The 26,846-nt window shown below is 49.2% G+C and carries 24 protein-coding genes and 1 tRNA gene; 17 read left to right on the top strand and 8 right to left on the bottom strand.

The annotated features are described in order from the left end of the window. Positions 1-171 precede the first annotated feature (171 nt). Positions 172-2,037, bottom strand: coding sequence for an iron uptake porin (locus ACKFKF_RS06990; protein WP_446867024.1), 1,866 nt, complete (start codon positions 2,035-2,037; stop codon positions 172-174). Positions 2,038-2,844: 807 nt separating this feature from the next. Continuing rightward, positions 2,845-3,906, bottom strand: a complete 1,062-nt coding sequence (psbD, locus tag ACKFKF_RS06985) for a photosystem II D2 protein (photosystem q(a) protein) (protein ID WP_446861943.1) — start codon at positions 3,904-3,906, stop codon at positions 2,845-2,847. Positions 3,907-4,318: 412 nt separating this feature from the next. Here psbD and ACKFKF_RS06980 point away from each other — a divergent pair, with 412 nt between their 5' ends. From ACKFKF_RS06980 to ACKFKF_RS06960, 5 genes are all read left to right on the top strand, one after another. After that, on the top strand, positions 4,319-4,585 hold the full coding sequence (locus tag ACKFKF_RS06980; protein WP_446867023.1) for a hypothetical protein: 267 nt from the start codon (positions 4,319-4,321) through the stop codon (positions 4,583-4,585). 9 nt (positions 4,586-4,594) lie between these two features. Further along, complete coding sequence (locus tag ACKFKF_RS06975; protein WP_446867022.1) at positions 4,595-5,278, top strand: ABC transporter ATP-binding protein; 684 nt, start codon at positions 4,595-4,597, stop codon at positions 5,276-5,278. 153 nt (positions 5,279-5,431) lie between these two features. Beyond that, on the top strand, positions 5,432-5,986 hold the full coding sequence (locus tag ACKFKF_RS06970) for an NYN domain-containing protein (RefSeq protein ID WP_446860116.1): 555 nt from the start codon (positions 5,432-5,434) through the stop codon (positions 5,984-5,986). Positions 5,987-6,052: 66 nt separating this feature from the next. Beyond that, positions 6,053-6,124: transfer RNA gene (locus ACKFKF_RS06965), tRNA-Asn, on the top strand. 30 nt (positions 6,125-6,154) lie between these two features. After that, positions 6,155-7,324 carry an aminotransferase class V-fold PLP-dependent enzyme gene (locus tag ACKFKF_RS06960; protein WP_446867020.1) on the top strand — a complete coding sequence of 390 codons (1,170 nt, stop codon included), beginning with the start codon at positions 6,155-6,157 and terminating at the stop codon, positions 7,322-7,324. A gap of 74 nt (positions 7,325-7,398) precedes the next feature. On the opposite strand, the gene ACKFKF_RS06955 is transcribed toward ACKFKF_RS06960, so the two are convergent. Continuing rightward, positions 7,399-7,770, bottom strand: coding sequence for a VOC family protein (locus ACKFKF_RS06955; RefSeq protein ID WP_446867018.1), 372 nt, complete (start codon positions 7,768-7,770; stop codon positions 7,399-7,401). Positions 7,771-8,043: 273 nt separating this feature from the next. Between ACKFKF_RS06955 and ACKFKF_RS06950 the strand changes: the two genes are divergently transcribed. Beyond that, positions 8,044-8,208 carry a hypothetical protein gene (locus ACKFKF_RS06950; protein ID WP_446867017.1) on the top strand — a complete coding sequence of 55 codons (165 nt, stop codon included), beginning with the start codon at positions 8,044-8,046 and terminating at the stop codon, positions 8,206-8,208. Here the strand turns inward: ACKFKF_RS06950 and ACKFKF_RS06945 are convergent. Further along, positions 8,205-9,149: an aldo/keto reductase gene (locus ACKFKF_RS06945; protein WP_446867015.1), complete on the bottom strand. Its 945-nt coding sequence runs from the start codon at positions 9,147-9,149 to the stop codon at positions 8,205-8,207. The two genes, ACKFKF_RS06950 and ACKFKF_RS06945, sit on opposite strands and share 4 nt — an antisense overlap. A gap of 148 nt (positions 9,150-9,297) precedes the next feature. After that, positions 9,298-9,594 (bottom strand): hypothetical protein, encoded by a 297-nt coding sequence (locus ACKFKF_RS06940; RefSeq protein ID WP_446860112.1) that lies wholly within the window; start codon positions 9,592-9,594, stop codon positions 9,298-9,300. Between the two features lie 254 nt (positions 9,595-9,848). On the opposite strand from ACKFKF_RS06940, the gene trpS reads away from it, so the two are divergent. The 7 genes from trpS to purB all read left to right on the top strand — a co-directional run bounded on the left by trpS (position 9,849) and on the right by purB (position 20,497). Then, the gene (trpS, locus tag ACKFKF_RS06935; RefSeq protein ID WP_446867014.1) at positions 9,849-10,862 is read left to right on the top strand and encodes a tryptophan--tRNA ligase; all 1,014 of its coding nucleotides are present in this window, start codon (positions 9,849-9,851) and stop codon (positions 10,860-10,862) included. Positions 10,863-11,064: 202 nt separating this feature from the next. Beyond that, positions 11,065-12,003, top strand: coding sequence for a methylenetetrahydrofolate reductase (locus ACKFKF_RS06930; protein ID WP_446867013.1), 939 nt, complete (start codon positions 11,065-11,067; stop codon positions 12,001-12,003). A gap of 277 nt (positions 12,004-12,280) precedes the next feature. Beyond that, positions 12,281-13,582, top strand: a complete 1,302-nt coding sequence (locus ACKFKF_RS06925; RefSeq protein ID WP_446867012.1) for an ATP-binding protein — start codon at positions 12,281-12,283, stop codon at positions 13,580-13,582. A gap of 26 nt (positions 13,583-13,608) precedes the next feature. Then, positions 13,609-15,612 (top strand): tetratricopeptide repeat protein, encoded by a 2,004-nt coding sequence (locus tag ACKFKF_RS06920; protein ID WP_446860108.1) that lies wholly within the window; start codon positions 13,609-13,611, stop codon positions 15,610-15,612. A 272-nt stretch (positions 15,613-15,884) separates the two neighbouring features. Then, on the top strand, positions 15,885-17,411 hold the full coding sequence (locus ACKFKF_RS06915; protein WP_446867010.1) for a YifB family Mg chelatase-like AAA ATPase: 1,527 nt from the start codon (positions 15,885-15,887) through the stop codon (positions 17,409-17,411). A 183-nt stretch (positions 17,412-17,594) separates the two neighbouring features. Continuing rightward, on the top strand, positions 17,595-19,049 hold the full coding sequence (locus tag ACKFKF_RS06910) for a C1 family peptidase (protein WP_446867009.1): 1,455 nt from the start codon (positions 17,595-17,597) through the stop codon (positions 19,047-19,049). 86 nt (positions 19,050-19,135) lie between these two features. Then, on the top strand, positions 19,136-20,497 hold the full coding sequence (gene purB / locus ACKFKF_RS06905) for an adenylosuccinate lyase (RefSeq protein WP_446867008.1): 1,362 nt from the start codon (positions 19,136-19,138) through the stop codon (positions 20,495-20,497). A gap of 106 nt (positions 20,498-20,603) precedes the next feature. Here purB and ACKFKF_RS06900 read toward each other — a convergent pair whose 3' ends face one another. From ACKFKF_RS06900 to ACKFKF_RS06890, 3 genes are all read right to left on the bottom strand, one after another. Further along, on the bottom strand, positions 20,604-21,392 hold the full coding sequence (locus tag ACKFKF_RS06900; protein WP_446867007.1) for an SH3 domain-containing protein: 789 nt from the start codon (positions 21,390-21,392) through the stop codon (positions 20,604-20,606). Positions 21,393-21,735: 343 nt separating this feature from the next. Beyond that, positions 21,736-22,482 carry an SH3 domain-containing protein gene (locus ACKFKF_RS06895; RefSeq protein WP_446867006.1) on the bottom strand — a complete coding sequence of 249 codons (747 nt, stop codon included), beginning with the start codon at positions 22,480-22,482 and terminating at the stop codon, positions 21,736-21,738. A 149-nt stretch (positions 22,483-22,631) separates the two neighbouring features. After that, positions 22,632-23,072, bottom strand: a complete 441-nt coding sequence (locus ACKFKF_RS06890) for a hypothetical protein (RefSeq protein ID WP_446867005.1) — start codon at positions 23,070-23,072, stop codon at positions 22,632-22,634. 169 nt (positions 23,073-23,241) lie between these two features. Between ACKFKF_RS06890 and ACKFKF_RS06885 the strand changes: the two genes are divergently transcribed. The 4 genes from ACKFKF_RS06885 (at position 23,242) to ACKFKF_RS06870 (ending at position 26,713) form a co-directional block, all read left to right on the top strand. Beyond that, a complete protein-coding gene (locus tag ACKFKF_RS06885) occupies positions 23,242-23,589 on the top strand; it encodes a hypothetical protein (protein ID WP_446860101.1) in 348 nt (115 codons plus the stop codon). A gap of 139 nt (positions 23,590-23,728) precedes the next feature. Next, complete coding sequence (ycf46, locus tag ACKFKF_RS06880) at positions 23,729-25,237, top strand: stress-responsive protein Ycf46 (protein ID WP_446860100.1); 1,509 nt, start codon at positions 23,729-23,731, stop codon at positions 25,235-25,237. A gap of 166 nt (positions 25,238-25,403) precedes the next feature. Continuing rightward, on the top strand, positions 25,404-25,757 hold the full coding sequence (locus tag ACKFKF_RS06875; RefSeq protein ID WP_446860099.1) for a DUF1257 domain-containing protein: 354 nt from the start codon (positions 25,404-25,406) through the stop codon (positions 25,755-25,757). 95 nt (positions 25,758-25,852) lie between these two features. Beyond that, positions 25,853-26,713, top strand: a complete 861-nt coding sequence (locus ACKFKF_RS06870) for a 3'(2'),5'-bisphosphate nucleotidase CysQ family protein (protein ID WP_446867004.1) — start codon at positions 25,853-25,855, stop codon at positions 26,711-26,713. The last annotated feature ends 133 nt before the right edge of the window (positions 26,714-26,846 follow it).

Here is a 26,846-nt window from a genome sequence, read left to right as displayed (position 1 = left end):
CAACTAGAACAAACAAAATCGTAAGTCCATCCTAAAAGCAGATCCTCTCTCTCCAGGCACGCTCTACTAGATCTACAAATCTATCTTCATCAAGATAGCTCAAAACGCAAAGAAGCCTCACCGGAGTGAGGCCTCAAAGACTTGATTAAAAAATCAAGCGTCAATCAGAAACTAGAAGGTGAAGGTCGTTCTTACGGTTCCGATCACAACGTCATCATTGGCACTGTTTTGACCAGGATTAACAATCCAAATCACGCCAGGTGTGACAGAGATGTTGTCGTTGAGTTGGTACTTGTAGAAGCCCTCAAAGTGGAGCGGCAGACTGTTGGGTCTGACATCGCCACGATAAGGTTCGACACCAGCCGTAAAGCCAAGAAGATTTCCTTTCTTGCCAAAGTCAGGTAACGCCAAGCCTGCACCATACGTCCAGATGTCTTGCGAACCTGCACCATCATCCACAAAGTCAGCATTGACGTAAGAACCAAAGGCATTCAACACCAGTTGAGGGCTGAGTCTAAAGGCAACCGACGCACCGTAGGCATTGATCTTTGAGGGAGTCGCGGCACCCAGTGCATTGGTTCCCACGTTTGCAGCCAGCGTCCCAGAAGCTCCTACGCCACCGTTGCCTGTGTCAAAGATCGCCGATCGACGGTAAGCATTCACATAGGTCAACGCTAGAGTTAGCGCATCACTCGCTTTGAAGGTAATCTGTCCCAAAGCTGAGTAGCTACCGTTAAACAAGCCATTCTTGTCACTTGGGTTATTAGCACCAGAAGCGATCGCACCACCAATTCCAGAGTTGTCAGCCAGGTAACCGCCACTGATAGTGAATGCTGGGGTCAGTTCAACGTTGACACCAACCCCAGAGCCACCACCAATCTGATAGATCGGGTTACGTTGAGCAAATACGGACAGAGGCCCTGTCCCGCCATCAGCCGCATCTAAAGCAGGGCTTGCGGTCGGTGCATAGTCGTAGTGCAGACCACCCACAGCCGGGACGTAGAATCTTACCTTGTCATTCAGGCTGAAGAAGTAAGCAGCCCAGTCAATGAAGACCTGGTTTCCACCTGTGTTGCCGAAGTTGAAGGTTTGAATGCCTTCAGCGTTTGCGCCAGCAGGTAGTGTGAAGGTGTTTGCGTTACCAGCAGCAAGACGAGTGACCAACAGATCCTTACCCGTGAAGCTTGTGTTAAGCGCTAGACGAACTCTGTTCTGAAAGACGGTGTTGTTGCCATTTGTGCCATCGACACCAAACTCATCCGTAACGGCGAAGATTGCTTCACCAGCCAGCTTGGTGGTTGTCGAGAACTGCTGTTTTTCTAAAGTGGTGGTTCGGGCTTCTAGGGCATCAACACGACCCCGCAGAGTAGCCAATTCAGCCGCAAACTCTTCTTGAAGCTTTTGCAGGGTTGCTAAGTCTTCTTTCTTGACCAGATCAGCCGTGGCTGCTGCAATTAGTTCGTTGACGCGATCGAGACAGGCATTCAAACCCGCTGCAAACTCATAGCGAGTCAGGGCGCGATTGCCGCGATAGGTCTTGTCAGGATAGCCTGCAATACAGCCGTAGCGCTCGACCAGAGACTGCAATGCTTGGAACGCCCAATCCGTTGGACGCACGTCAGAAAGCTGAGACACAGAAGTAACTTGCCCAGCAGCAGTCGTGTTGGCGGCTCTACCTTCTCGGCTGTAGCGGTTGATTTGATCGATCGACACATCAGCAGGAGCCGCTTGAGCCATTTGGACGGGAGCAGGAGCCGAAAGAGTTGAAATCTTGGACTCAGGAGCTTGAGGTTGAATCGACTCAACAGTGGCCACCTGGACACCAGCAGGAGCAGCTACAGAAGCGATCTGCTTGACTTGAGGCTGAGAAACGTTGGAAGGAGCGATCGACTCTAGAGCTTGAGTTGTTGACTCAATGGCAGCTAACGGGGAAACTTCAGCTTGCTTTTCGGCAGCAATTGCACCGGAGGATACAGCCAGCGCTGCCCCCAACACTGCCGGACTTACAAGCAATGAATTCAATAAAACTTTTAGCATTTTGTTCTCCTCACACCTAATCTTAGATAGAACGACTGTACCAGCCTTCTACGGCTACAATCAAAACTTGTAAGCTGTTGCAAAACTACAAAACCTCTCTCAGCGTATTATCTGAAGCAGTCAGGTATTGTGCGTTAGATCACAGTTTGGACTACGCTTTTGCAAATGATAGCAGATTCTCTAGGCTGCATCGACATGCGATCGCACCAGTCCACCTAAATCAGCTCACATGCTAATTTCCCTTTTAGCTTTCCAGACGGGAGTATTAGCAACCTCTATCCAAAGACGTACTTCTTTAGGACGAAGGCAATTCTGTTGCTAAGTGCAGCCTCAAGAGACAGTCTCAAAAGCGTACTTGACGTATTTAAATGTGTTTTAAAAAACTATCCGCGCTTGCCTCAAGAAGTTTAGTCAAATCTAAAACTCTCAAGGTCAAGCGCGGTGTAGCGGATCATCAGATTAAACTAGACTGCCGGAAGGGACTCCAAGCTAGTCAAGCCGTCTTAGAGAAGTCACTTTTACCAGGAAGGCAAAGCTAACTAGAGAACAGCCCCGGCGCACAGCCAGTTTCTTGCAATCTGACGACCCAGGCATTTACTACTATCTTGCATGGGCATCACCTCCTATCGCCTATGTGGTCTTACGAATTTAAGGTATCGGAACCTTTAGGACGGGGCAATTGCTTACCCTTCGATCAGGATAACACAGAGTTTTGAGGCTGTGTGGCACCCCCCGAAACCTTTCTCACAAAAAAAGCTCCTACCCAAAAGCAGGAGCCGTATCAGACAAAAGTTGATTTGGATACCCTTAGAGAGCGTTACCGCGGGGCAGAACCTCTTCGGGGAATACAAATTTTTCGTGAGGCTGATCTTGAGTGGCCATCCAAGCGCGGATGCCCTCATTCAGCAGAATGTTCTTGGTGTAGAACGTCTCAAACTCTGGGTCTTCAGCCGCCCGTAGCTCCTGCGAGACGAAATCATACGCCCGCAAGTTCAACGCCAGACCGATGATGCCCACCGAGGCCATCCACAACCCCGTCACGGGCACAAACAGCATGAAGAAGTGCAACCAGCGCTTGTTGGAGAAGGCAATCCCAAAGATCTGTGACCAGAAGCGGTTTGCCGTCACCATTGAGTAGGTTTCTTCACTCTGCGTCGGGTTGAACGCCCGGAAGGTGTTGGCGTTTTCGCCATCTTCAAACAGCGTGTTCTCCACGGTTGCGCCGTGAATCGCACAGAGCAACGCACCACCCAGGATGCCCGCCACGCCCATCATGTGGAACGGATTCAACGTGAAGTTGTGGAAGCCCTGGATGAACAGAATAAAGCGGAAGATGCCCGCCACCCCAAAGCTGGGGGCGAAGAACCAACTCGATTGCCCCAACGGGTACATCAAAAACACCGACACAAACACGGCGATCGGTCCTGTGAAGGCGATGGCGTTGTAGGGTCGGATGCCCACCAGTCGGGCAATCTCTAGCTGACGCAAGCAGAAGCCAATCAGTCCGAAGGCTCCGTGCAGCGCCACGAATGACCACAGTCCGCCGATTTGGAACCAGCGGGTCAGGTCACCTTGGGCTTCCGGTCCCCACAGCAGCAGTAGGGAGTGTCCCAGACTGTCAGCAGGGGTGGAGACGGCAACGGTCAGAAAGTTGCAGCCTTCGAGGTACGAGGACGCGAGTCCGTGGGTGTACCAGGAGGTGACGAAGGTGGTGCCGGTCATCCAGCCCCCCACAGCCATGAAGGCGCAGGGGAACAACAGAAGACCAGACCAGCCGATGAAGACGAAGCGATCGCGTTTCAACCAGTCGTCCAGGGCATCAAAAATGCCTCTGCTCGGTTGTTGCGCGCGTCCAACTGCAATGGTCATAGCGCAAAGCTCCAAAAAAGTTTAGATAAGTACAGTGGCAAAGCACCTTGTCTTAGATCTAGCGCCTTACACAGAAAGTGAGCAACTCTAGAGACGAAGTTTACTTTTCTTTACTATGTCACTGATTATAGAGGCATGTCTCAGAAATTTCTAGCCCGATTGCAGTTTGAAATGAGAATTTGTATATATTTGTTTACATAGTCCCTGCAAAATAATGTTTCGATCGCGCAGGTTGGACTTCCGAAAGGCGGCAACTCTGGGCGGCTCAGGTATTGCATTGGAGTTTGGCAGAGATTTGGAGAGCTATCAGTGAATCTGGCAAAGGGCATTTCTGATCACAAAATTTTGGTCAAGCCGTTGCTCGTCAGATTTGCGATACTAGAGTTTGGCTCTCCGTAACGAACTTTACACTATGTTCATCATTGAATTGACTCTCAAAAACACGCCCATGCCCCTTTCAGTGCAGCGCAAATCAGCCGAAGAAGCGGACGCTACCTATCAAGAGATCGTTGAAGCGATGCGATCGGGAGGCAGCAAATTAATGGAGCTGACCTGCGATCGACAGATCGAAAAGAAACTCGCCGTTCTTAGCGACACGATCGCGGCTGTGTCCGTTTATGAGAAATCGAGTGCTTCATCTTCGGGCAGAACACCTGGTTTCTTTGCGATGGCGGAATAGTTTTGCAGCATGACTGATTCAACGCTGGCCATTCAAGTTCACAATCTCTGTTTTGGGTTTCCCAAAGGCGGAGCAATTTTGCAATCTTGCTCTTTGGAGGTTCCCAAGGGGGAGTTTTGGATGCTGTTAGGCACGAATGGCAGCGGCAAATCAACGTTATTAAGGTTGTTGGCGGGGTTACTGACAGCAGAAGCAGGGGAGGTTCAAATATCACCCCCTGTAGGCTTTGTGTTTCAGAATCCCGACCATCAGCTTGTGATGCCGACGGTGGGCGCAGATGTGGCATTTGGGCTGGTGCCAGAAAAATTATCGACATTGGAAACCCGACAGCGCGTCGAAGAAGCTTTGTCTACGGTAAATTTAATGGCCTTTCAGCGTCGCCCGATTTATGCCTTGAGCGGGGGACAAAAACAGAGAGTGGCGATCGCGGGAGCCATTGCCAGACATTGCGAAGTTCTCCTTTTAGATGAACCGACTGCGCTGCTTGACCCGGATAGTCAGTTAGATCTCGTTGCTCAGGTGCAAAAGTTAGTTGCCAGCAGAGGAATGACAGCTCTTTGGGTCACGCATCGTCTTGAAGAGTTGAACTACTGCGATGGCGCGTTTTTGTTAGAGAACGGACAGGTGGTGGATAAGGGCGACCCTCAGAGATTGAGAGAGCGGTTGATGCAGATGGAAGTCCCTGAATTGTAAATTGATTTAAAATCGCAAAAGTTAAGCCGTGACTGGGTTTATGTCAGTTGTCGCTAACCTAAAGTGCAAACTTTTGTGTACAAGTTTTGTTTAAAGGTGCAACTATTAAGGAAGTGAGGAATCCCTACTAAAGTCAACCTACCTTTTTGAGCGATGCCACGCTCCACGCCCCAAGCCATGTTGTTAGTAGACGGCTATAACATAGTCGGAGCTTGGCATGATCTAAAACAGGTGCGCGATCGTGAAGGACTTGAAGAAGCCAGGCGCAAATTAGTCGAAGCGCTAATGGGCTACAGTGCCTTCCAGGGGTTCGACACGCAGGTGGTGTTTGATGCCCAATATCGCGATAGTCCCAGCAATCGTGAAGTGATCACCGAGCATTTGTGCGTTCACTATACAGACTTGGGGCAAACTGCGGACACCTATATTGAGCGTACCTGTGCAGATTTTCGGCATGATATTCGCAAATTTAAGCAACGGCTGATTGTAGCGACCTCTGATCGCGCACAGCAGCTTACGGTTGTCGGCTATGGGGCGGAGTGGATGTCGGCTCAACAGCTTGCCAATGAGGTCGATCATATTGCTCGTCGAGTTAAGCGCAAACAAAAAGACAGCAAAAAATCTTCTGGTCGCTTTTTATTCAATTCGCTTGATCCGATCGCGCAACAACGCCTCGCAAATCTACGTCACGGCAAGCTCGAAGAATGAATTTTAGAAAAGGCTTGCCAAATCGTTTTGTTTATCGGTAATATAGGATTCGCAATGAGCGCACGTTCCTCAGTAGCTCAGTGGTAGAGCGATCGACTGTTAATCGATTGGTCGCTGGTTCGAATCCAGCCTGGGGAGTTTTAAAAGTTAGGGATGAGGGATGAAGCTTTGCGTTTCAAATCTCACGAGTCGGACATCCAAAAATATTGGTCGCTTGATCCACAGGTCACGTTTCTCAATCATGGCTCGTTTGGGGCTTGTCCTTTGCCTGTGTTGGAGTTTCAGCAGGCTTTACGGGAGCGGATTGAGCGGCAGCCCTTACGGTTTTTTGGGCGAGATCTGGAGGAGTTGCTTGATCAAGCCAGAATTGAGTTGGCTAAATTTCTCAAGGCTGAGATAGATAGTTTGGTATTTGTCCCTAATGCGACGACGGGAATTAATACTGTTCTGCGATCGCTGAGATTTGAGCCTGGGGATGAGTTGTTGACGACCAACCAGGAATACAACGCCTGTCGAAACGCACTAGATTTTGTAGCAGAACGGAGTGGGGCAACGATTGTGGTAGCTGAGGTGCCTTACCCCATCGCTCATTCAAATCAGATTATCGAACCCATTCTCAAAGCGGTCACTCCCAAAACTCGATTGGCACTACTGGATCACGTCACCAGTCAGACGGGGTTGGTGTTTCCGATCGGGCAACTCATTCAAGCCTTAAGAGAGCGGGGAATTGACACGCTAATCGATGGGGCCCACGCGCCGGGAATGGTAGAGCTTGATCTAAAAAAATTGGGAGCAACCTACTACACAGGTAACTGTCACAAATGGCTTTGTGCGCCCAAAGGGGCTGCTTTTTTATATGTTCAGCCAGACAAACAGTTTCAGATTCGACCCTTAACGATTAGTCATGGAGCAAATTCGCCGAGGCGCGATCATTCTCGCTTTCAGTTAGAGTTCGATTGGACGGGAACAGACGATCCAACTGCCTATTTAAGTGTGCCAGAAGCGATTCGGTTCATGGGTTCGCTTTTGCCGGGTGGTTGGATTGAGTTGATGGCGCAAAATCGAGCCAAAGCGTTGGCAGCGAGACAGATTCTCAGTCAGATTTTGCAGGTTTCTGCACCCAGTTCTGATGAAATGGTGGGTGCTCTGGCAACCTTGCCGCTACCGGATGGCTCCTACACAGCGTTACAGGATGCTCTGCTAGAACAGTTTGGCATCGAAGTGCCGATCGTGCCTTATCCCACAGTTCCCAGGCGACTTGTTCGCGTTTCTGCCCAGATTTACAACCAGTTGGATCAGTACGACTATTTGGGGCGATCACTGCTCAAACTTTTGTAGTCCCCATTTGATAAGCGATCGCTCAATAACTTCAAAGCTGTATCGGTGACTGGTAAGGCAAAGCTTTTCACGATTTAAGCTGATTGAGAATGTAGGGCGATGCGGTTTCCTTCGCTGTCCTCAAATTCGGCGACCCAGCCAAGTTCTCCGATCGAGGTTTTGGGATACAAGGTTCTGCCCCCGCTTAGGTTTGCTTTAGACAAAGTATCGTCAATGTTGTCTGTACTGAAGTAAACTAGCGACCCCTTGGTTGTCGGAGTGTAGCTTTCTCCTTTTGCCAGAGCGCCACTGATACCAGGTACATCTTTGTGAATTGGAAACCATGCCATTTCGTTGCCGTCTACCGATGCTCGCTCGAATGTGTAGCCAAAAACTTTTTCATAGAAGCTGATGGCACGATCGAGATCATTGACAGGAATTTCAAAGTAGCCAACAGGGTTCCTCATCCTTAACCTCCGCTTTTTCTCTAAATCAAAGCAGATACTAGTACATTTAACCTAGTTATTCAAGCTCTAACTGAGGTGATGAAGAGTGGGAAACATAACGACCTCGACTCGGTTGCACATTCTATCGTGAGAATTACAGACTTCATGTAGCCAAACACTAGTTCAGATTCCGCAATCCTTCCTAGAACCTGACAAGAGCGGGTTGGGCACCTTAAGCGAGTTAGAACCGCACGACTGCGACGTGCCGCACACCGCTACCTGGACGCTTAACTCATGCCACTTCATCCTCTCAAATTTCCGCTCTGGCAATATCTGACTCAGCCCGTCTTTCAATCTGCCTATCCGCTTGTTTTAGATCCGCATCGATTTAACCATCATTATCAAGTCGAGCTATTAGAACGGTGTCTCGCTAAAAGCGTCGAATCTCGCCGGGACTAGCGCTCGTAAGAATAGATGTCACCATCTTGCTGAAACAGATGAGACGATCGTTCTGATAAGAGTTGCAGGTCTTCAGCATCCAGGTTCTCGGTAAAAGCGTCTACATTTTGTTGAATGTGTTGGCGATCGAGGGTCAGTCCAGAGATCACAGACTGTACACCCTGCTGCTGTTTTACCCAGTTTAAGGCAACTTGAGCGATCGTCTTTTTGTATTTTTGAGCGACCTGAGCCATCGTCTCTAACAGTGCAGTGACGGGAGTCCAGCCTCCATGAGCGCGTATCATACTGCTGTAGTAAAAAGATTGGGCGTGGTCAGGAGCCATTTGGGGAGCGGCAACGCCTCGATATTTATCAGACAAAAAGCCACCTGCTAGTGGGCCGTAAGGCAAAATTTTGATCTGGTGTTTGAGACAAAACGCTTGCATACCATTTTCGACTCGGCGGTCAATCAGGCTGTATTGAAGCTGATGAAGGTCGATCGGCGCGTATTGTATCGCCTTTTCTATCATGGACGTATTGAAGTTGGTCACCCCTAGTTTGGTAATTTTGCCCTGCTCGATCAAATCGTTAAATTGAGCAAACGTGGACGCAAAATCAAGCTGCGGATCGTGCCAGTGAATCTGAACATAATCAAGGCGATCGCGCTGCAAATTTCGTAAAGAATTCTCGATCTTGCTGCGAATCTGGTTGGCAGAAGGAACGCCGCTAAAAAAAACTGCCTTCGTCAACACCGTGCAGTCTCGCCCTTTGAGCAATCGCCCCAAAACCTGCTCACTGCGTCCATAAATGTCAGCCGTATCAAACGAGTGAACGCCTCGTGCCAGATAAGTGTCGATCGCGCGTTCGAGACTGGCTTCGGGAATGGGCTTCCAACTGCGATCGTCTAATTGCCAACAGCCGACTGTGAGAGCAGACAGACCCAACTTTGAAGGAGAACGCATGGCAAAAAACAAATGCAGGGAACTTGGCAGGATGTGTGACTTGATTGAGTTCTCCTTAAGAAGGGCTGGGAAAATCACTGCCTAGAGCGCTCAGTGTGGAGATCACCCAAACCCTTCTAAGAAGAGAAAACATGAATTTAAGGAACGCTTACTGTTCTCGAACCAGACGTAAATAGTTTTGCTGAAGTTGAACGTGGTTTTGGGCCAGCCGCTCGGAGACTTCTTTTTCGACATTGCTGAGTTGTTGCCAAAAAGCAGCCGATCGCCGGGCAGTCAAAACTTCTGTCCATAGGGCATTGAGTAACGCTTTAGCGGGAGAGTCTTCTGACACGGTGGACTGTAAGTATGAAAAGGCTTCTGTAGCTTGAGTGTGCTGAGTCGGATCTTGAGCGAGATGAAGACAGACTTGAAGCTGATCGAGTTGATGTTGGGTAAGTGGTTGCATAATAAGTGAACTGGAAGCTTCTCCTGATAACAGACGCGATTGGCAGGGGCGATCCTGAAATTTTGAACAGTTAGCCTCAGAGTTTTCTGCCTTCAGGCTTTTTGGCCATTGAGCTTCTGAGCAACCGTTCAAAGTTTACAAGCCTGCTGAATTTCTCTTGACGAAACTCAACGATCGCCCTTAGCTTGCTGAGGATTTGTTACATTTTTTAATTGTAGCTTTAGGCTATCTCACCCGACCTATTATTCAAGCGTATGACGAGGCAGCGAGTTCTTTCTGGCATCCAAACAACGGGCTATCTCCATCTGGGAAACTATTTGGGTGCGATCCGCAACTGGGTAGAGGATCAGAGTCAGTATGACAATTATTTCTTTCTAGCAGATCTGCACGCGATTACGGTACCCCACGATCCCAAAACGCTGGCGGCCGACACTTATACGATCGCGGCTCTCTATTTAGCCTGTGGGTTGGATTTGCAGTACAGCACGATTTTTGTTCAGTCTCAGGTGCCTGCTCATACGGAGTTTGCCTGGTTGCTGAGTTGTATTACACCGTTAAACTGGCTGGAAGATATGATCCAGTTCAAAGAAAAAGCGGTGAAGCAAGGGCAAGAAGTGGGAACGGGACTGCTAACCTATCCGGTGCTGATGGCTTCTGATATTTTGCTGTACGAACCGGATAAAGTGCCCGTCGGAGAAGACCAAAAGCAGCATTTAGAACTGACCCGTGATCTGGTCGATCGCTTCAATCATAAATTTGCCACTCCCGATCATCCTGTTCTCAAGCGTCCTGATCCGTTGATTCGATCGGCGGGCGCACGAGTCATGAGTTTGACGGATGGTACTAAGAAAATGTCTAAGTCCGATCCGTCAGAACTGAGTCGCATCAATCTGCTCGATCCGCCGGATGTGATTCGCAACAAGATCAAAAAGTGCAAAACTGACCCGATTAAAGGACTGGTGTTTGGCGATCCAGAGCGTCCAGAGTGCAACAATTTGCTGACGTTGTACATGATTTTATCCAATCAGACTCAAGAAGCCGTCGCCGCAGAATGTCAGGACATGAGCTGGGGACAATTTAAACCATTGCTGACCGAAACGACGATCGCTGCCCTTCAACCCATTCAAGAAAAGTACAGCGCCATTATGGAGGACAGAAGTTATCTAGAATCGGTGCTGCGCGAGGGACGGGAAAAAGCGTCGGCGATCGCCAATCAAACCCTCAAAAAGGCCAAGCAAGCGTTGGGATATGCGTTGCCGGGAGAGTGAGGGGTGAGGGGTGAGGAGTGAGGGGTGAGGAGTGAGGAGTGAGGAGTGAGGAGTGAGGAGTGAAGGCTTCTGAAGCTAAAGAATTAAAACTCTTCTCTTTAAGCTGCCGTAAAACTTCGTGGAGTCCCTTTAACTTTGGACAAAATGACCGATAGGCTAGAGCAAATACCCTGAACTTGCACATTGAACTTGCACATTGCCCATGCTCGATACTCAAGCTCCGATTTCCTCGTTTCGTACGGCTGCTTTGTCTGGAGAATTTCTGATCACCGCAGAAGTCGCTCCGCCTAAAGGCAGTAACCCGGCTCATATGATTGCGATGGCGCAGACGCTCAGGGGGCGGGTTCATGCGGTCAATATTACGGATGGTAGTCGGGCGGTGATGCGGATGTGTTCGCTCGTCTCGTCGTTTCTGCTGCTGCAAAATGACATCGAACCGATTTGGCAGGTCGCCTGTCGCGATCGCAATAGTATCGGTCTGCAAGCGGACTTGATGGGGGCCCATGCGCTGGGGATTCGGAATGTGTTGGCGCTGACGGGCGATCCGGTGAAGGCGGGCGATCATCCCGATGCCAAAGCCGTGTTTGAACTGGAGTCGGTCAGACTGTTGCAACTGATTCGGCGGCTCAATTTGGGGTTTGATCTCAATGAAAAGCCGTTGACCGACGAAGCAACCGATCTGTTTGTAGGAGCGGCGGTCGATCCTCAGTGTGGCAGTTGGTCAGGGTTACAGCGTCGCTTCGATCGCAAGCTAGAAGCCGGGGCGCAGTTCTTCCAAAGTCAGCTAATTTCAGATTTTGACAAACTCGCGAATTTCATGGATCAAATCGGTTCCCCTTCTGGAAAGCCAGTTCTGGCGGGAATCTTTCTGCTCAAGTCTGCCAAAAATGCTCAGTTCATTAATCGCTGTGTGCCGGGGGTGCAGATTCCGGATCATATTATCGATCGCTTAGAACGGGCCGCTGATCCCCTTCAAGAAGGCGTGATGATCGCTGCCGAACAGGTGCAACTGGCGATGAAGCTCTGTCAGGGCGTTCACATGATGGCCGTCAAGCGTGAAGACTTGATCGCACAGATCCTTGACCTGGCGGGGATTGCTCCCCTGACAAAAGTTTCGGTAGAAGCAAAATCTTCCAACTAAGTGGCTGATGTGAAAGGGAAGGGCTACGATCGGGCTATCCAAAGTTTTATCAACACGAATCGCTAGAATTTCAGAGCAACGTGAATTCATGTTCTTAGCTCTGGTTGCAGACGCGGCTTGCTCCCCAAACTTCCTATCAGTAAGAGATTTTGAACCAAAAATCTTGTCTTAAAGTCTCCCAGAATTGAAGGGTTAGGGGCAGAAGCGTTGAACACTGAAGCGAAGGAATTGAATTCATAGCAAAACCGACGATCGCCCTTCCTAATGACTGAAACGAATGTCTGAAACGATTATTTCCCGTAATCCCTTTGTTGTCGGTAAACCTGTTCCGCCTGCGTTCTTTACGGGGCGAACTTCCGAAATCGAGACGGCTTTTGACCAAATTCTCAGCAAAAGTAATCTGGCAATCTGGGGCAGTCCGGGAATTGGCAAATCGTCGCTGTTAGAACTGCTCGCCTCTCCCCTGGCGTGGCAACTGAGAGGACACAATCCTTCTGCTGCGGTGATTGTGTTGCTAAGTTGTCTGAGCGTTCACCCATTTAACGGGTCTAACTTTTGGCGAGAAATTTTGAGCTTGATGAAAGACGCGCTAGACGGCGAAGCAGACCTTCAGGCAGAAATTAGTGCCCTGCTAGACAAGGAAACCACCACGAAAGACAGTCTGCGATCGATCCTGCGATCCCTGGGCAAACATGAGAAATTTTTGGTGCTGCTAGTGGATGACTACGACGCGGCACTTCATCCCCAAGACGGCTACACCGACACCGACATTGCCACCTTTTTGAGCGACTGCCGAAATCTCGCTTCTCACTCCAAAGAGCGACAGTTTCTCTCGATGGTTGTCACCTCGATTCGACGGCTTAACGAACTGGGGCCTGCTTTAAAACCCGGCGGTTCTCCCTGGTACAATCACTATCTGTTTCAGCCGCTCAAGCCCTTTACCGAAACGGAAGCCGCCGCCCTGCTTGGCTCAATGCCGATGACTCTGGCCCTCCGCGATGGCATTCGAGAGATCGCCGATGGTAACCCAGCTTTGCTTCAAAACGCAGGCCATTTGCTCTACCGAGAACTGCGATCGGGTCATGTCCCCAGCGCCGAAGCGTTTGCCAGAGATTTTGAACGCGCAACCGAGCAATATTTTCAAGACATGTGGCGGCTGGCCAGCGAGGTTGAGCAAACTTTGATGATGCTGATTGCGCTATCTGCCCTCAAGGGTCGATTACTCAAAAAGCGCTACGATCTAGGAGATGTGGATCTCGTTTTTAGTCAAAAAGAGCGAGAACTGACTGATCTAGAGGAGCAGGGCACGATCGTTTCGGGGAGACAAGAAGGCAAAAAATGGTACGCCTTTGCATCGTCGATGATGGAATGGTGGGTGATTAAGGAGATCGAAAATAGCAACGAAGAATCGCTGCAAAATCGTCAAAAGGTGTTTCTCAACCTGATGAGCCATAAACAAGCAGAAACGGTGACAAAAGCGATCGAATGGCTATGGCAACACAAAGAAGAAGTGCCCTCGACGCTGGAATGGATTGGGAAAGTCTCAGCAGCATTGCCCAAAGGCTTGATTCAGGGTTAATCTAACCCAATAGACAAAAACTCGATATGTTCTCGCACAATCGCAGAAATCTTGAAGGTTTCTCGTCTAACCAGAGAAATCCGTACATCATTGGTCGCCCGATCACGGAGTCAGAACTGTTTTTTGGGCGAGACACGCTCTTTCAGTTCATTGCAGACAATCTGGTGCAGGGGGCCCAGGTGATTTTGCTGCACGGTCAACGGCGGATCGGCAAGTCTTCTGTGCTGGCGCAAATTCCCAATTTTGTTGACCTGGAGGGATTTGAGTTTGTTCCGCTTTCGCTAGAAGGAGATAGCCAAAAGCCGTTGGCCGAAGTGCTGCATGAGTTGGCGAGAGATTCGCTAGAACACTTTGATCTGATGGGCCAGGTGGAGTTACCCTCGATCGCTCTTCTCAAGCACAAGCCAAAATTATTTGCCGATCGCTTTCTCCCCGATCTTCGCAAAGCACTCAAAACTCAAAATTTGGTGCTGTTGTTGGATGAGTTTGACGCGCTGGCTGACTATGACTCAGAGGCGGCTCCAGGTCATCTTTTTCCTTACTTACAAGCTGCGGTTTACGAACACAAAGAGCTATTTATTATTCCCGTGGTCGGGCGGCAACTGCACGAGTTACCGAGGCTGCTGGGATTGTTTCGCGAAGCACCCAACCAAGAAGTTGGCTTTTTGGACAACCGCAGTGCTGAACAACTCATTACCCAACCCGCACGAGGCGTTTTAGAATACACCCCCGACACGATCGCCGCCATTCTCGAACTTTCTGCGGGGCATCCTTATTTCACCCAACTGATTTGTTTTGCGCTATTTGCTCAAGCACGAGAAGAAAATCGCTGGAAAATTACGCGGGCAGATGTGCAGCGGGTGGTCGATAACGGAGAAGGCACCGGGCGAGGCCGAGCGATCGAGCTGGGTGAAGGTGGGATCACCTGGTTTTGGGATGGGTTGCCTTTACCAGAGCGAGTTGTTTTTTCGGCAGCCGCAGAGATTCCAGAACTAAAGCTGGCCAAAATCGGGGAAGCGGCCACACTGCGAGACGAATATTTAGCACTCCAGTTTACCGAAGCCGAACCGCTGGAACTGCTGGTCGATTGTGGCGTGATGCTAACCGAGACGCTGCGCCAAGCTGAGCTTAATTTGTTTGAATGGAAATTTTTGCAGCCTGTGCCCATGAGAACAAGCCGTAGTGGTACCAGCATTCCGCCTCGGATGGCCGCCTACCGGGTGACGATCGAGCTGGTGCGACGCTGGCTGGTCAGAAAGCACTCAATCCGGCGAGAAATCTGGCAGCTAGAGCATCTCAACGCTGAAGCGCACCATCTTTATGAAACCGTCAAAGCCCTACGCCAAACTGCCACAACGGTGAATGTATTGTCAGGACTGAGCCGCGTTTTGAATCTCAATCCCAATCATTTTGGAGCGCTGTTTGAGTTGGCCGAAAGCTTGACCGAGTTGCGGCAATTTTCTCAAGCGTTGAAGCATTACGATCGCGCTTATCAAGTCGATCCGATTCGTGCTAAGGACGGCTATTTACTCGCGCTACACAATTATGGCGAAGAACTCCGAGAAGAAGGTCATCTAGAAGACGCGATCGATGTTCTGGAGAAAGCTTTGGAGATCGATCCTGACAACGAAGAGATTGAAGAGTTGTTAGAAAAAGTACACAAAGAACAACAGTACAGTGAATACTTGACTCCCATCTCGTTTAATGTAGGAACGAATGGCAACGGCAAACATTTGTCATCCAAGGAGCCAACGTCTGAGGAAGACGATCTCGTTAAACTTCAGCAAGAATTTCGTCAGTTGTGGGATCAGGTGAGCGGTGAAGCTCCTCGTGAAGTCAAGGATCAAGCGCTAGAGCGACTTTCTGAAGTGGGTGAACTCTTCACAACCAAAAAGCTCAACTTGGCAACATTGGCCTATGTCAAGCAGTGGTTTCTCAAGCGGTTGCCTCCTTCTCTAGCATCTGCGGTCAGTCGATTTGTCGAAGAAGTGGTGGACACGGCGATCGAGAAAAAGGATGTAGATGACTAGAGAAGGCTCAAGTAAACCGATCAAGGTGGTCGGTAAAGTAGGGCATTTCTGTAGAGAGAATCGCTTGAAAACTCAATTCTGGCGCTAAAGCTTTCTGAAAGTCGCGACCGCCAGCGGCCCAGAAATCAGGCTTCTAGAGCAGAAGACTTGCTAAACGAAGCGAAAAACCTGGATCGAACTGATTTTGTTGCTGCTAATCAGATTCGACGATCGTCGATCATTGCTTCCTGCAAAATGGGCACTCTACCCAAGCATCCGTCGGGGAATAGATCATGCTGGCAAGAATTTGGAGCGCGTCACTTATTGGAATTGATGCCGTCAAGGTGGGCGTTGAGGTAGACGTTGCAGGCGGATTGCCAGGAATTGTCGTCGTCGGACTGCCCGATACCGCCGTTCAAGAGTCAAAAGAACGTGTCAAAACAGCGCTCAAAAATGCGGGTTACACATTCCCGATGCGAAAAATTGTAATCAACCTTACGCCCGCCGACCTCCGCAAAGAAGGGCCGAGCTTCGACTTACCGATCAGCGTAGGAATTCTCGCCGCCTCAGAGCAAGTTAGTGCTGAACTTATGGAGACTCATCTGTTTTTAGGCGAAGTTTCATTAGATGGATCGTTGAGACCTGTGGCGGGTGTGTTAGCGATCGCTGCCGCCGCCAAACAACTTGGATTTTCTGGTTTAGTCGTCCCGTCTGATAACGTTCGCGAAGCCGCTGTCGTCAAGGGACTCAACGTTTACGGATTCAAACATCTCTCAGAAATTGGTCAGTTTTTGGGCAATCCTGCTGCTCATCTCCCTGTCCAAATTGATGCCGAAAAAGAGCTAGAACAAATGCAGATTGACGCGCCCGATCTGCGTGATGTAAAAGGACAATCCCACGCCCGTCGCGCGCTAGAAATTGCTGCCGCTGGCGGTCACAATGTTGTCTTTGTCGGCCCGCCCGGAAGTGGAAAAACCATGCTGGCCCGACGATTGCCCGCGATCTTGCCACCCCTCTCCTTTGAGGAAGCACTAGAAGTCACCCAAATTCACTCGGTCGCAGGACTGCTCAAAGAAAAAGGTGCACTGGTCGCTACTCGTCCCTTTCGTAGCCCTCACCATTCTGCATCCGGAGCCTCGCTAGTTGGAGGAGGCAGCTACCCGCGCCCTGGCGAAATCTCTCTAGCTCATAGGGGAATTTTATTTCTTGACGAATTAACAGAATTTAAGCGAGACGTTCTAGAGTTTCTGCGCCAACCCTTGGAAGATGGGCACGTCACGATTTCTCGCACTCGTCAGTCTGTTTTATTTCCTGCCCGATTTACGCTCGTTGCCAGCACTAATCCCTGTCCCTGTGGCTATTATGCAGACACCATTCAGCCTTGCACCTGTTCGCCGAGAGCCAGGGAGCAATATTGGGCAAAGCTTTCGGGGCCCTTAATGGACAGAATCGATTTACAAGTTGGAGTCAACCGCCTCAAGCCCGAAGAAATTACCCAGCAGCCCAATGGTGAAGATTCGGCAACGGTACGATCGCGCGTTCAACTCGCCCGCAACCGCGCCTATCAACGATTTGAAAACACCCCGCTGCGCTGCAATGCCGAAATGCAAAGCATCCACTTGAGAAAATGGTGCATTCTCGACGACGCGACCCGTAGTTTACTCGAAAATGCAATTCGTAGATTGGGGCTATCGGTGAGAGCCAGCGATCGCATTCTCAAAGTTGCTAGAACGATCGCTGATCTGTCGGCTGATGAGCATCTACAAACTCATCATGTTGCCGAAGCCATTCAATACCGAACCATCGATCGCATGTCCTAAATTCGTATCCAGAAAGTTTCGACAAACAGTGCAAATACCAATTGATTGTTGATTAATTATCGAACTTGGCTATTAAGCAAATCTCCTGATTATGCTGTTTGCAAAGTTGCAGTTATCCCCCCTCTGGTTTCGGGAAACATAGGCAGCAGAAGGCAATCCAGCCAGCTATCTCAGGAGCTTTTTATGCCAAAAGATTATCGCCATGTTCGTCGGGCAACTGTAGTTAAAAATCCGTCCGGACAAGTAATTAAATTAGGCGGTTATCGTCCTGATAGGCAAAATCCTAGAGACAAAAAATTTAGTGATCGCGATCGCAATCTTCCCTCTAACGTTGACTTGCGGGAATACCTGACCCCTGTCGAGAATCAAGGCGACTCTAATAGTTGTACTGCAAACGCAATGGCAGGCGCATATGAATATCTAGCCAATCGTCTCATGGGTCAGAGCAATGATGTTAGCCGCCTCTTCATCTACTACAACGCTCGCGAGTTAGACGGTGACACCAGTCAAGACGAAGGCACTTATCTTCGCAGTTGCGTCCGAGTCTTACGAAAATATGGCGCTTGCTCAGAAAACACTTGGTCATTTGATTTAGATCGGGTCTACGACCAACCCAGCGATCGAGCTTACCAGGAAGCCGCCAATTTTAGAATCGAAAACGCCTACCGTGTAGAGGTTGATCTGCAAGCAATGCGGAGTTCTCTAGCAAAAGGCTACCCCTTCGCTTTTGGGCTACAACTGTTTTCCTCTTTTCAACAAGCTGGCTCAAATGGATTAGTTCCCATGCCCGACCCAGACAACGAAAGTCACGACGGTGGTCACGCAATGCTATGTGTAGGCTACTCAGACGATGATCAAGTCTTTATTGTTCGCAATTCTTGGGGAGAAGAGTGGGGCGATCGCGGCTACTGCTATATTCCCTACGACTACATGACCAAGCCTGATTACAACGGCGATTGTTGGGCAGTTCGTCAGGTCAGCGATGTTGATTTTAGTCAAGGAATTCGAGGTAAGTCTGGCTCATTGTTTAGTGGCAAAAAGGCTGCGATCGCTGCCGCATTTCAACGCCCCGGAGCTGCCCAAAACTCCGAAGTAATCAGCCTGTTTGATGAAACCTACGAAGTCGAATACACCGAGCAACTCGTCTACATTGCGGAGCAGGGATATGTCTCAATTGAAGAACACAGCGACCTCGAATCGCTCTACTATCTAGAATACGAAGAGGAATTCGAAACGGAAGAAGAATATGAAGCATTTGAGTCATCAATTGAATACTCTGAAGAAACAGAAGATAGCTACGAAGAATCTGAAGACTTTGACGAGGAGGAATCTCAAGAACTAGAAGACAGTTACGAGGAATCCGAAGAGGAAGAATCCGAAGAGGAAAGCAGCGACAATGAGGAATTTGAGGACGAAGAACTAGAAGATAGTTACGAAGAATCCGAAGAGGAAAGCAGCGACGATGAGGAATTCGAGGACGAAGAATCTGAAGAACTAGAAGACAGCTACGAAGAATCTGATGGAGAAGAGGAGTTAGAAGAGGAATCCGAAGAAGAAAGTAGCGAGGACGAAGTATATGAGGACGAAGTATATGAGGAGGACGGAGGAGATCAAGGGTATGAAGCCGACGAAGAATAGTTAACCCACTCGATCGCAGTCAGAGTGCTAACCCCCGTTTTAGTAAGCATTCTGGCTGACGCGAACCCAATCTACCCAACTCCCTGATGCGATCGCCATTTATCGTGCAGATTAGACGCTACAATGTGACGGTTGAATTCTGTGCGATCGCCTTGATAGAGCGTTATACCCTGCCCGAAATGGGCAATTTGTGGACGGAAGCTTATAAATTTAAAACCTGGTTGCAGGTCGAAATCGCAGTCTGTGAAGCTCAAGCAGAACTGGGATACATCCCATCAGAGGCAGTGGAGGAAATCAAAGCAAAAGCAGATTTTGACCCCAAAAGAATTTTAGAAATCGAAGCCGAAGTCCGTCATGACGTGATTGCCTTTCTCACCAACGTCAACGAATATGTCGGCGACTCAGGACGCTACATTCACCTGGGAATGACCAGTTCCGACGTGTTAGATACTGCTTTGGCGCTACAACTCGTCGCCAGTCTAGATCTGATCATGTCGCAGGTAGAAGCACTCATTCAAGCACTTCGCTACCAAGCGCAGCAACATCGCAACACTGTAATGATTGGTCGATCGCACGGCATCCACGCAGAACCCATCACCTTCGGCTTCAAACTCGCTGGCTGGTTAGCCGAAATGTTGCGCCATCGTGATCGCCTCTGCAACCTCAAAAAAAGCATTGCTGTCGGTCAAATTTCTGGTGCCGTCGGCACCTACGCCAACATTGACCCCAGAATCGAATCGCTCACTTGCCAAAACCTGGGACTCGAACCCGATGCCGCCTCGACGCAGGTGATTTCTCGCGATCGCCACGCCGATTTTATGAATGGACTGGCTTTGTTGGGAGCGTCGATCGAGCGTTTCGCTGTCGAAATTCGCAACCTCCAGCGCACCGACGTTCTCGAAGTTGAAGAATTTTTCTCAAAAGGGCAAAAAGGCTCCTCAGCGATGCCCCACAAGCGCAACCCGATTCGATCAGAACGCCTCACCGGAATGGCTCGATTACTTCGAGGATATGCTGTTGCCGCTCTGGAAAACGTCGCGCTCTGGCACGAACGAGACATTTCTCACAGTTCCGTCGAACGGGTTGCCTTCCCCGATGCCTGCATTCTGACTCACTTTATGCTGGTCGAGACGACCGACTTGGTGAAAAATCTGCTCGTCTACCCCGAAAATATGAGCCGCAACATGAACCTCTACGGCAGTGTTGTGTTTAGTCAGCGAGTTCTATTAGCGCTTGTGGCTAAGGGGATGGGACGTGAAGAAGCGTATGCGATCGTGCAGTCCTGCGCCCACCAAGCCTGGAACAAACCCGAAGGTGACTTTCGTAAGCTGATTGCCGAAAATACTCAAGTCGCCGAAAAGCTTTCGAGCACTGAGATCCAAGACTGCTTTAATCCACAAGCCCATCTCAAAAATCTAGACCAGGTTTACCAAAGACTAGGCATCTGAAGGTTACAGCCTTCGCTTCAGCAGATTCTAACAACGAGTGACCGACCCAAAAATCCCTGCTTTCAATCTACTGGGTCTTTATTACTCCGATCCAATCGCCGACTTTCTACTTCACTTCTACTGAGAAAGCGTATTTGTAGCCTTTGAAATTGGACTCCATTTGCAATTTGTAGTCGCCTGTCGAAGGAAGCTCGCTCATCCAAACCTGTTTTCCGTCTTGAGGGTCATTGATCACCTTGCCATTTGGGGCAAAAATCAACGGCAGATCTCCTTTCTCACTTCTCACCGTCAACATCTGACCTTTTGCCAGGTTCAAGCGATATTCATGAGAACCGACCCCAATAAAGCGATCGCTAATCTCCACTGAGTTTCCACCCTTTCCAAAGCTGACTCGCTCGACCTTCCCATTACAGCCACTTTCCACATTTTTAATCGAAAGCCAGCCTTTAACCGGAGTACTGATCCGAAACCAGCCTTCTTGCTCACCCGTAACTGTGACAAAGGTACCGTTTTTGAGTTGACCGACCACATTGTCATTTGAAGTGGTGTCGGGGGTCGATCGCACATTCAAAGGCGGATTTGGGTCACTCACTTTTGCCATTGTCACCTTACAAGACTCCACCTCACGCAGCGCTTCCGCAGGGTTTTCAGGTTCCGTTGGTTCAGGATTTTGATCAACTGTCTGATCGGCAGGAGATTGCACCGAAGGTTTTGGCGCAGAGAAATTGGTGGCTTGAGGGTTGGGAGTTGGGGATGCACTCGCGATCGCGTTAGGTGATTCTGAAACCGTCACCGTTGGCTGAGGAGATTGAGACTGCATCACAGCGGAAGTAATGCCCATAACAGCAGCAAGCCCCGCTAAGCCTGCCACAATAAGAACCGATTTAGGTGCCATATATTTGAGTATCTGCGATCACACTTAACTTCACCAAGGCAGGTGTAAATATCGGAACAAGCAATAAGTTTCAGTCAAATGCACAACTTTTCCAAAAAGTGATCAACTGCTAACCCCTATCAGGTCTATTACCAATTATCTATTCCAATCATCGTGCCATCAACATTACTACAGCTATCCTAACTAAGTTGTGATAATTCGGTGGTTCGTGGTTAATCGTCAATCAATAGCTATGTAACTAATGACTAATAACCCGATATGTGAAGATTCTCACAACCGATTTAGAACTGCTATGTTTCTAATCGATTAGGTTTCGACCTTATCAATGAGATGTTATCGTTTCTTACTTAGATTTTGAACTCGCTGTATGCCGAAGCTCAATAGCTTTTTTAACTAATGGAGCCAGTTTCTCTCGCCAAAACCGAATGTCTGGAAACTCATCTACAAGCTTTAATACCACTTCCCATTTACTTTGCTTGAGTGCTTTTTCTGCGGTGTTGTAAAGCAATTGTGCCTGCTTCCATTCAGACGGCATTTCTTTGAGCTTGGCTTGAGCTTTTGGGTAAGCAACACTGCTAGAAGGAATTGTTTTTACTAGCGCGATCGCCCCCTGCAAATCTCCTGCTTGATAAACCGAAATCGCACTCGCCAAAAGACGATCGCCTTGATCTTGCTGCGCCAACTCCTTTGACCGAGCAATCTCAGCTTTCGCATCATCAACTTGAGCAGTCGTCCCACAGACGGTCTTTGTTAGCGACTGATCCACCCAACCTCGCACAGGCGAACTCACTTCAAACCAAGATTCATTTCCTCCAACCACCGCCAGTGTCTCGCCATTTTTGACCTGTCCAACCACGTTGCCCTTCAGTTCAACAGGGCTAGAACGGATATTCAGAGGCGGATGTGGGTCATTGACGATCGTCTGACAGTCGGGTTTTGTCGCAGTCGCGATCGCCGTTGACTGAAGCGTGGAGGAATCCGATCGAGGGCTTAAGACTGCATAAATTGTTCCTGCAACTGTAACGATAGCTGTAATACAAACTCCCACTGCCAAAGGAGATTTCAAGACACCATTCACCCTAGAAACCATCACAACGCCTCAGTTTTGCGACACAATTTTATCCACCCGTCTTGTGTGTAGATTGCCCAAAACCGATCGCGAAACCTCTTTTACAAACAGTTTTTACAAATAGTGCAGATCCCACAAATCCCTTGGATTCGCACTTCTTTGCAGTCAAACTATTTTGGAGCGCTATAGATCTTGAAGCGACTGACAATGTAGTAAAAAAATTGGTAGAACTCATCAAATTGTTGACTTGGGGCACTACCACGCCAGTTGTAGCGAATCTTGTTTTGCACGATCGTCATCGTCATCGAACTCACCTTCGCGTCAACTTTGATTTCGAGATTTCCTGAAATTCCCTGTTGAGTCGTAAAATTCGACGGGGTTGATTTTCTTTGGTTACTGAGATCCGTTCCTGCCCAGCCTCTAATCTCGACGTTGGGATTGGTCGGGTCGCTAAAGGCCATTCCGTCTCGATTTTCTGGCGTAATGGAGGCAACCCAGCGATCGGGGTACAAAAACTCAAAGCCAAAGCGATCGTTTCGATAAACTGTCCAATTGCCAGCCTGGTTGCGATCGTTTGCTCCACAGCCCGACAAAAAGACCGTCAAAACCATCCCCACTAGGAGATAGATGACCTTGACTTTAGGGGAGAAGTTTCTAAAATTCACGCTCATTTGTAAAGAAGTGTAACAATATTGCCGTCATGCTGGTTTAGCATCTTGACAGCCCCGAAAACAGCCGATATCGTGATTCACATACCCGGGTAAAACGACTGAGAGTTATATGCAAGACAAGCAAAAAGTCACGTTGTATCTTCCGCCAGAATTGCACCGACAGCTAAAAATTCGAGCCGCCGTTGCTGCTGAGGCGATGTCAGCCCTAGCGGAAAAGGCACTCGTCTTCTACCTCACCCATCCCGAAATGGTTGAACAACTAGAAGAAGCTCACGGTCAAACTCACCGGATTTACAACTGTCCTGAGTGTACGACTCCAGTCGTTCTAAAGGATGGTGAAATTGTTCCTCTGGGTAAAGAACCTAGTGTAGTGACTGGTGAGCCGCTTCCCGTTGAAAAGCAGAAGGTCGGTTCTGCCGCCGGAAATCAAGGAGAGGGCGAACTCGTCCCCTGCTAGTTACCTCCTTACAAAGAAAGTTTGTTTTCCCCTCCCCCTGCTTCACCGCTACTTTTTACTTTTGTGGCGTTTCTAGCAGACAGTCGGGAACCTCTCGTATCACAATCGATCTGCGCCGTTTCTAATGAGTTGGGTGGTTATGCAAGAAGAGCTAAATATTCTCATACAAGCTCAATATCCTTTAATCTACCTTGTGACCTCAGAAGAGGAGCGAGCCGAGCAGACGATTGCTGCGATCGCCCAAGCCAAGCCTGTTCGCCGTGTCTACCTCTGGACTGTCACTCACGGAATTGTTGAATACGGTCAGCCGCGCAACGTTACTCAGCACAACACGGTTTCGCCCGAAGCGGCCGTTGAGTGGGTGATGCGTCAGCGAGAGCCTGGTATCTTCGTCTTCAAAGATCTGCATCCTTTCATTGACTCGCCTGCGGTGACTCGGTGGCTTAGAGATGCGATCGCCAGCTTCAAAGGCACTCAGAAGGCAATTATTCTGATGTCTCCGGTACAAAACATCCCGATCGAGCTTGAGAAAGAAGTTGCTGTCATTGATTTTGCCCTGCCTGACATGGCGGAACTGAATCAGGTTTTGACCAACCAGCTTGAACAAGTTCGTGGACGCAAGATCACAACCGAGACTCGCGAGAAGTTGTTGAAAGCAGCCCTAGGGCTGACGCGAGATGAAGCGGAAAAGGTCTACCGTAAAGCACAGGTGACAGCAGGCCGCCTGACCGAAGAAGAAGTTGACATTGTTCTTTCTGAGAAAAAGCAGCTTATTCGTCGCAACGGTATTCTGGAGTATATCGAAGAAGATGAAACTCTCAACTCAGTGGGCGGACTCGAAGAATTGAAAAAGTGGCTGACTCAACGCTCAAACGCATTCACCGAAAGAGCTAGAGAGTACGGTTTACCTCAACCTAAAGGAATGCTAATTTTAGGAGTACCCGGTTGCGGTAAGTCCCTAATCGCCAAGACGACCTCTCGGTTGTGGGGATTGCCCTTGCTGCGGCTAGATATGGGCCGAGTCTACGATGGGTCAATGGTGGGGCGATCGGAAGCCAATCTTCGCAACGCGCTTAAAACGGCTGAATCAATCTCTCCAGCAATTCTGTTCATTGATGAAATGGACAAGGCGTTTGCTGGAACAAGTGGGTCGGCTGATTCAGACGGAGGGACTTCTAGCCGGATTTTCGGTTCCTTTCTCACCTGGATGCAGGAAAAGACTTCTCCCGTCTTTGTAATGGCGACCGCGAATCGCGTAGAACGCCTTCCTGGAGAATTCCTTAGAAAAGGACGATTCGACGAAATCTTCTTCGTTGACCTGCCCACGGCCGAAGAGCGAAAAGAGATTTTCAGAATTCACTTATCCAAGCGTCGCCGCGAGATTGAACGATTTGACTTGGATCAGTTAGCAAGTGTCTGTGACGGCTTCTCTGGTGCCGAAATCGAGCAAGGACTCGTGGCAGCCATGTATGAAGCCTTTGCCCAAGACAGAGAGTTTACCCAATTGGATATTATTGCGGCGAGTCGAGCCACAATGCCTTTATCCAAGACCATGACAGAGCAGGTGACGGCCCTTCGGGATTGGGCCAGGCAGCGAGCGCGACCTGCTGCGTCCTCAGTCGCAGAATACCAGCGGCTTGAGTTCTAAAAGCTTTCTCCTGCTTCCCAACAGGAGGAAAGGCTGGCAATCGCCAGTAGTCCAAAAGAGCGATGAATCATGAGTAATGCGTTGTTAGACTCAAAACTCACTATTCAAAACTCGCAACTTGTAAAACGTTGTCGTTGTTTTCAAATTTCCACTGGAGGAAACCCCAATGTCTCACTTTAGCACTCTGCGTACCAAGATCACCGACGCTGAAATCCTCAAATCTTCTCTTCGCGACCTCGGCATCAACGTTAAAACTGAAGCTGATGTGCGTGGTTACAACGGTCAGCGCGTTCGCTCTGATATCGTTGCAGTCCTCGAAGGCGAATACGATTTGGGCTGGAGCCGCAATGCTGATGGTTCTTTCGACCTCATTGCTGACCTCTGGGGCGTTGCTAAAAAGCACAACCAAACCGAATTGATCAACTCTATCAACCAGAAGTACGCTGTGAACAAGACCCTCTCTGAGGTCAAGCGTCCTGGTCTGCAAAACGCGAACGTTAAGCTAGTTCTGCAAAAGTAGTTTCTCTGCGCGTTCCCAAGCTGGCGGGTTAGCCCTTCGTTAGGTTAACCCGTTTTTTTGTGTCAAAATGGCACTGCTGCTGCCTCCTAATCATCATGACTTTTGATAACGACCGGGATACTCAGATACGATCGCTGATTCGATCGTGTGGGCAGCAAGCAAAACAAATGGCAGCCCAGGGGTTAGAAATCTTTGAAAAGGCTCCGGCTGACTTTGTGACGAATGTGGATCGAATGCTCGATAGCCAACTTTCTGCGGGATTTGCTCACTTCTTTCCTCAAGATGGCGTGATCACAGAAGAGAATTCAGAGTCGAGAGCGCAGTTTCAGTCCGGTAATCCTCGGCTTTGGTGCATTGATCCGATTGACGGCACGGAAGACTTTATTCACGGCCGACCCGACTATGCAGTGATGGTCGGACTCTTAGAGAAAAATCAGCCTGTCTCAGGTTGGATCTATGCGCCCCAACAGGATGTGATGTACTACGGTGGGAACGACCAAGGATTGTGGCAAGCGATCGCAGACTTTACACCCCAGCAGCTATCACCTTCTAAACCCAAGCCGCCTTCGCCTGATCGTTTTCGCTTGATTGTTGGTAACAAAGACCGAGAAAATTTTGGGGAGGCCATTTCTCGATCGATTCCTGAAGTGGAATTTGTCTACTCGCTGGGTAGCTTTGGGCTGAAGGTGATGAACGTGATCATGGGTCAGGCTGGGCTGTATGTTTATCTCAATGGTCGAGTGAAAGTTTGGGATACGGTAGCACCCCTGGCGCTAGCAAAAGTCGCGGGACTGGTCTGCTGCGACCTGAACGGCAACGAGTTGAGCTATGCAGATGACGCGATGAACCTGGAAACTTTGGCACATCAGCAATCGATCGTCATCGGATGGGCACCCTATGTAGAGTCGCTATTGCCTAGAATGAGGACAGCGATCGCCTCGGTTGTTAGTTCTTAGCTGTAGACTTCACGGTTGAAGGTGAAGAACGATCGAGCATTCACAACTGTTCTACCTGGCAACCTTTAAGAATCCGTAGAATTGCCCTGAGACAAGGCTATCAATTCTTGCCAAGATAGAAAGAGATGTGTCT

The sequence above is a fragment of the Phormidesmis sp. 146-12 genome, from assembly GCF_052939495.1.
The sequence above is the reverse complement of the archived record's forward strand: the minus strand, read 5'-3'. Positions and strand labels throughout refer to the sequence as shown.